Origin of the sequence: Burkholderia sp. LMG 13014 (assembly GCF_905232215.1) — a bacterium.
In the GTDB taxonomy this organism is placed as follows: Bacteria; Pseudomonadota; Gammaproteobacteria; order Burkholderiales; family Burkholderiaceae; genus Burkholderia.
In genome coordinates this window covers 1-5,995 of sequence record NZ_CAJNKE010000377.1, presented here as the reverse complement: position 1 = coordinate 5,995, position 5,995 = coordinate 1, and the positions used below count along the sequence as shown (strand labels likewise).

The 5,995-nt window shown below is 65.9% G+C and carries 6 protein-coding genes and 1 pseudogene; 2 read left to right on the top strand and 5 right to left on the bottom strand.

Annotation, left to right across the window (positions count from 1 at the left end; genetic code table 11):
• Nucleotides 1-260: winged helix-turn-helix domain-containing protein (locus JYJ84_RS26445; RefSeq protein WP_205189640.1), on the bottom strand; the 260-nt coding region annotated here is incomplete at its 3' end.
• Between the two features lie 399 nt (nt 261-659).
• Between JYJ84_RS26445 and JYJ84_RS26440 the strand changes: the two genes are divergently transcribed.
• Nucleotides 660-1,568, top strand: coding sequence for an AraC family transcriptional regulator (locus tag JYJ84_RS26440; RefSeq protein WP_175221598.1), 909 nt, complete (start codon nt 660-662; stop codon nt 1,566-1,568).
• A gap of 39 nt (nt 1,569-1,607) precedes the next feature.
• On the opposite strand, the pseudogene JYJ84_RS38575 reads toward JYJ84_RS26440, so the two are convergent.
• Nucleotides 1,608-1,712: pseudogene (locus JYJ84_RS38575) on the bottom strand (MBL fold metallo-hydrolase); the annotation flags it as partial.
• A 79-nt stretch (nt 1,713-1,791) separates the two neighbouring features.
• Nucleotides 1,792-2,442, bottom strand: a complete 651-nt coding sequence (locus JYJ84_RS26435; RefSeq protein ID WP_175221451.1) for a DsbA family oxidoreductase — start codon at nt 2,440-2,442, stop codon at nt 1,792-1,794.
• Between the two features lie 108 nt (nt 2,443-2,550).
• Here JYJ84_RS26435 and JYJ84_RS26430 point away from each other — a divergent pair, with 108 nt between their 5' ends.
• Nucleotides 2,551-3,456, top strand: coding sequence for a LysR family transcriptional regulator (locus JYJ84_RS26430; RefSeq protein ID WP_175221450.1), 906 nt, complete (start codon nt 2,551-2,553; stop codon nt 3,454-3,456).
• Between the two features lie 17 nt (nt 3,457-3,473).
• Here the strand turns inward: JYJ84_RS26430 and JYJ84_RS26425 are convergent, their stop codons facing one another.
• On the bottom strand, nt 3,474-4,916 hold the full coding sequence (locus JYJ84_RS26425) for an alginate export family protein (protein ID WP_175221449.1): 1,443 nt from the start codon (nt 4,914-4,916) through the stop codon (nt 3,474-3,476).
• A 14-nt stretch (nt 4,917-4,930) separates the two neighbouring features.
• Nucleotides 4,931-5,872: a glyoxalase gene (locus JYJ84_RS26420; protein ID WP_175221448.1), complete on the bottom strand. Its 942-nt coding sequence runs from the start codon at nt 5,870-5,872 to the stop codon at nt 4,931-4,933.
• Nucleotides 5,873-5,995: the final 123 nt, after the last annotated feature.

Here is a 5,995-nt window from a genome sequence, read left to right as displayed (position 1 = left end):
CCCGGCACCGTCTTAATAAGGTCGCGGTTCGCGCCTAGTGCCTTGCGCAACGTCGCGACATGGACCTGCAGCCGGTTCTCCTCGACGATCAGGCCCGGCCAGACCGCATCCATGATGTCGTCCTTCGACACGACGGAACCGTTGGCGTGATGCAGTACTTCAAGTATGTCGAGCGCGCGTGCGCCAATCCGCAACGACGCGCCGTAACAGCGAATGTCTCGCTGCTCGAAATCCACCGACAACGTCCCGATCTGGATCATGGCCGCCTCCAGGTTCCCCACGATGGCCGCCATATGAACATTGCCGTTCACTGGGGCGGGAGTCCGCACCCCGCCTGCGCTGCGGGTCGGGTGCGAAATCTCAAAAAGTGGAGCGAGTGTAAACGCCGCATAAACAAAAATCTTGAAGGAAAATGCGCTGGCGCCCGCTGCAATGGCATGCCACCGAACTCGCGGAACGCAAATATAAATGGGGCAATATCAAGTGGGATGGCGCTTTCTCGTACCGGCCGGGCCTGGCGCGACATGGGGCGGTCCGCTGCAAGCATTTCGTCAGGCAGTGAACATTTATTCAAGTTATCGTGGGCGCTATCAGGCGCGCTGTATAAACTTCAATTGAAAATGCTCGCGCGCCGCACCTCATCGAAGGATTGTCCCGTCATGCCAGATCCCCTCGTCGCGCCTCCCGCGGCGCCGCCGAAAGACACGCTCGGTTGCATGTCGAGCCTGCTATCCAAGGATATTGAAAGGTCGGTCGGCGGCCTGACGCTCCACCGCAAATGCATGCGCAACGAGCAATTCGAGCGAATCGAGATGGCCGCCAGCGATCGCGGATTCCTGATCGGCGTGTCGCTCAATAGCGGGCACCGGCGCACGATCTACGGCGGGGCCGGCAAATCCGAGCGGCGGTTTCAGCACGACTCGATCTACATTCGCGACTTCTCCCGGAATTTCCGCGCGGACCTCTACGGCAAATTCGACTTCCTGCTCATCGAACTGTCGCGCACCTACCTCGACCACCTCGGCCGAGAGCACGACGGAACGGGAATCGGCGGCCTGACCTGCGCGCCCGATGTGCAGGACGCGGTGCTCGGCCATCTCGCGCACGGCGTTGCCGACAGCCTCGACGTACCGGGCGCGCTGAACGCGCTGTTCGTCGAGCAGATGGGGCTCGCGATCGGCACGCATCTCGCACGCCGCTACGGCAATGCGAACGCGCGTGACCTGCAGCTCAAGGGCGTACTGTCTCCAGCCAAGACAGCGCTCGCCAAGGAACTGCTGATGGAAAAGGCGGATCTCGGCGTGTCGATCGAGGAGGTCGCGAACGAATGCGATCTGTCGCGCGGCTATTTCATCCGCGCGTTCTCGCGAACGACGGGACGCACGCCGCATCAATGGCTGCTCGAACAGCGCGTGATCCGCGCCCGGCAACTGATCGAAACGACCGACATGTCGCTCGCGGAAATCGCGGCCGTCTGCGGCTTCGCGGACCAGAGCCATCTGAACCGCGTGTTCGCCCGCATCGTCGGCCATCCGCCCGGCGTATGGCGGCGCGGGATGACCCGCTGACTGCCTTCGCATACGAGCCGCGGCTCGCGCGTCATCCCGTCACTGAAGCGGCGTCGCGTCGTAGTTGACCGGGATCCAGTCGTACTGCTCTCCTTCCCCGAGCAAATGCCCGAGCCCGGAAAACGCAATGTGCGCGACACTGACCTACCGGCAGGATCCGCCAGTGTCCCGAACGGGACATAAATCGCTCTGAAGGCCGGGCCGCGGCGGCGCCGGCCCGGCTTCAGGCAACTGGATCATGCGCGCGCCGCGCGGCAATCAACGCATCGCGAAAGACGGCAGCCGGCTGCGCGCCGCTGATGACCGTGAGCCCGATGCGCGTCGACGGCACCGAAGCGATGCCTTCGCGCACCGCCTCGTCCTCGAGCGCGAGCACCGCGTCGAGCCCTTCGCCGGACGCAAGGAACGCGAGCACCGCGTCGCCCGGCAACCCGGCATCGGTCGCGATCTCGACCAGCACGTCCGCGTCGCCGAGATCGCGCCCGTCGCGGAAATACGCGGCGAACAGCGCGTCGACGAGCGCGATCGCACTGCCGCGCTGTTGAGCGAACCAGACGAGCCGGTGTGCAAGCCGCGTGTTCGGCGTGCGCGCGATCCGCGCATGATCGAAGACGAGGCCCGCCGCCCGGCCGGCTTCGGCAACATTCGCGTCGAGTGCCTGTGAGCGCGCCCAACTGCCGAACTTCGCGCTCCGGTACGCCTTGCGATCCACGCCGCCCGCCGGCATCGACGGGTTCAGTTCGAACGGCACGAACCGGACGCTCACGTTGCCGGCCAGGCCAGCTTCGTCGATCGCCTCCGCGAGCCTGTGCTCCGCGATCCAGCACCACGGGCAGATCAGATCGTAAGTCACCGTTACTTCGAGGGGTTTCATCGCGCGCTCCTGTAAATTGCCAGTTCAGAAGATAGCGCTTGCGGGCCGGCGATAGAATGCCAACGGCACGCAACGCATCGTTGCGACACGCACAAAGGCGAAGACGACATGGACAAATTTTCCGCGCTGCGCGCGTTCGTGGAAGTAGCGGAAGCCGGCGGCTTCTCGAGCGCGGGACGGCGTCTCAAGCTCGCGGCTTCGTCGGTGGTGCGCGCGGTGGATGCGCTTGAAGCGTCGCTTGGCACCGTACTATTGAACCGCACGACGCGGCAGGTCACGCTGTCCGACGCCGGCTCCGTCTATTACGCCCGCGCGAAACGGCTGATCGAGGAACTCGCGGAAGCCGACGCACTCGTCGCCGATCGCGGCGACGAGCCGTCCGGACCGCTGCGCGTGTCCGTGCCGGTCGCATACGGCGTGCGCCGCATCGCGCCGCATATCGCGGCATTCCTCGCGCGCTATCCGAAGCTCGACCTCGATCTGCAACTGACCGACGAACGCGTCGATCTCGTCATCGGCCGGATCGACGTCGCGATCCGGCTCGGCGAAGCAGCGCCGTCCGCGGAGGTCGTCGCGCGGCAGCTCGGCACGTTTCAACGGTATGTCGTCGCGAGCCACGACTACCTCGATGCGCACGGCACGCCGTCGGCGCCGGGCGAACTGGTCGACCATACGTGCCTGCGCTTTCACTTCGGTGGCGACCAGCAGGCCTGGACGTTCGCCGATGCGCACGGCACGACGCAAGTGATCGTTGCCGGGCGCATGAAGTCGAATCACAGCGAAGTGTTGCGCGATGCCGCGCTCGACGGCGCGGGCATCGCGCTGCTGCCGGACTGGCTGGTCGATGCCGACGTCCAGTCCGGCCGCCTGCGCAGGCTGTTCGAACAGTACGACGTCACGCCCGGTGCGGCCCGCTCGGTCGTCACCGCGCTCTACCTGCCGAATCAGCGCGGCTCGAAGCGCGTCACGGCGTTCATCGATTTCGTCGAAGCGCTGGCGCGCGCGCAGCACTGAGCCGCGCCAGCGCCGCGTTACCAGCCGAACTTCGCTTCCACGCCGACATAGTCGGCGTTGCGCGCACCGAGCGCGCGAATCGAGTCGGCGATCTGGAAGTGCACGGCCTCGACGGCCAGCGCCACGTTCGCATTGACGAGCCAGTCCACGCGGGCCTGCGCATACATGCCCGTCCACGAGCCGCCCTTGCCGGCCGTGCCGGGCACCACCTGCATCCCCTGCGCGTAGATCGCGTCGGCCGTCGTCTCGCGCCACTGGAAACCGACCGCGGTCAGCACCGTCACGTTGCTGGCCGGCTTGAACGTCAGCGACGGCTTCACGTGAATCAGGTTGCTGTAGCCGGTGTAGCCGGCGAGCGTGAAGTAATAACCGTTCGGGAACAGCGGGTTGAAGGTGCCCATGCGCCCGTCGCCGGGATGCTTGTCGCCCGATGCACCGTCGACCTGGATGCCGATGCGCGGCGTGCCCGGCGTTTTCGCGAACGTGTAGCCGCCCAGTGCGCCGAACGCCCACGCACCGATCGTGTCCTGTCCGATATGCCCTGTCTGGAGCATCGCCTCGACGTCCCAGTCGAGCCGGCCGGATTTGCCTGCGTAGCGCATGTCGAATACATCGCGCCGTTCGGTGCCGGCCCCGTCGAGATAACGCGCGTTGTCGCGCGTATAGCGCGACCAGTAGGCCGACAGATCGCCGGGACCCGTGCCGCTCCGCTCGATACGCACGCCGTCGAATCTCAAGTGCCGGTTCGACACGTCGTCGAACACCGCATCGTCGCGATATTGCACCGGGCGCGTCACATAGCCGATCAGCCGGAATTTGCCGATTTCGTAATCCGCCCACAGCGCATCGAACGCCTGGCGCACGTTCGGCCCGTCGCGCACCGCCACGAAGCGCTGCAAGTCGAACGCCATCTCCTGTCGGCCGATGCGGGTCTTGAGCGTGCCGCCGCCAACCTGGTCGACATACGCGACGAACGCCTGCTCGATGTCGAGCTGGTCCTTGTCCACCGTGCTGACCATGTCCTTGCCGAACGGCCGTGCATCGATGAACTGGACGAACGCTTGGAAGTGACCGGCATAGCGCAGGTCAGCATGCACCGTCGCATGCTCGATCACGTAATTGTCGTCATGCGCGGCGCCGAGCCCGAACAGCGGCGCGTTGTTCAGCTCGAAGCGCTCGCGCAGGTTCGCGCCGAGCGACAGGTAAGTCGACGGGTCGCCGCCCAGCGGGATGTACTTCAACGAATCGAGCGGCTTGCGCGGCACGCACGGATTCGCGAGCACGGACCAGTCCTCCTGCCAGCGGTTGAACAGCAGGGTCGGCCGCTTCGCCGTGCAGGTCGTGCCGGCGCTCGAAACCGGTGCCGAGGATTCCTCGGCACCGGCCGCCGTCCCGGCGTACGTCGCGACACCGCCCGCCAGCACGGCGGCCGGCAGCACGCGCCGCCATGCGCGTCTCATCGACCGACGACCCATTATTTCGACCGCGCGTGGATCTCGGCGATATAACCGCCCGGGAACTGCACGAGCGCCGCATCACGCCCGTCCGACGTGAACGTCGGCACCAGCACGGTCACGCCCGCGGCCTGCGCCTGCTTCAGCGTCGCGGCGAGATCCGGTACTTCATAGCCCGTCATCTCCCGTCCGAACGGATAGGGCAGATGGCCGTCCGTGGCCAGCACGGTCATCTTGCCGAAACCCGACTCGATGCGGATGCGGCGATACGTATCGTTCGGCCGGCCGATCTCGACGCCCGGCGCCTTGCGCACGTCGGACACGACCTTGCCGCGCGAGAACGCGACGAAGTCATGCACCAGCTTGTTCGCGCTTTCCGGCGACACATAGACGCGGTTTTCCGGTACCGTTTGCAGCGCGTCGTAGTGCGGCGCCTGGGTATGCCAGTAGAGCTGCATGTTCACGCCGCCCGGCCAGCGGATGATCGCGTCGCGGCCGATCGGGTCGGGGAACGTATCGACGATCACGTCCGCGCCGTGTGCACGCGCCGACTTCATCGCGACGTCCATGTCGGTGACGAGATAGCCCGTGCGCTCCGCGCAGAACGGATACGGAATCGGCGTCTTGAAGCCGAACACCGAAATCGTGCCGGCCGGCGTGAACACGAGCTGCGACATCGTCTGGCTCGGTGTCGGCGTGACCTGGAACACGCCCTGCTGCGACTTCTTGCCGCCGAAGGTCGCGACGAAGCTGTCGGTGAAGCGGTCGAAGTCTTCCGGTGCGACGCACACGTGCGTCGTGTCGTATTGCGGGCCGACAGAAACGGCCGGGACACGCGCGGAGGCGGACTGGACCAGATGCGTCGCATCGGCATGGGCCGGCGCGACCGCCAGCAGCGCGCCGAGCGCGGCCGTCGAAGCCGCCGTCATCCGCAGTACCTGTCGCAACTTCAGTGCAATCATCGAATTCTCCTGGAAAGTGGCAAGCGCGGCCGTATGCCGCGCGCGCATTCAGCGTGGTGCCGGCCGTTCGTCGGGCCGGCCGGATTGATAAGCGAGGAAGCACAGCGCCGCGAGCGGCAACGC

Coding starts and splice junctions, on each gene's coding strand:
- JYJ84_RS26420 (WP_175221448.1), bottom strand. CDS start 5,872: ATGATTGCACTGAAGTTGCGACAGGTACTGCGGATGACGGCGGCTTCG.
- JYJ84_RS26430 (WP_175221450.1), top strand. CDS start 2,551: ATGGACAAATTTTCCGCGCTGCGCGCGTTCGTGGAAGTAGCGGAAGCC.
- JYJ84_RS26435 (WP_175221451.1), bottom strand. CDS start 2,442: ATGAAACCCCTCGAAGTAACGGTGACTTACGATCTGATCTGCCCGTGG.
- JYJ84_RS26425 (WP_175221449.1), bottom strand. CDS start 4,916: ATGAGACGCGCATGGCGGCGCGTGCTGCCGGCCGCCGTGCTGGCGGGC.
- JYJ84_RS26440 (WP_175221598.1), top strand. CDS start 660: ATGCCAGATCCCCTCGTCGCGCCTCCCGCGGCGCCGCCGAAAGACACG.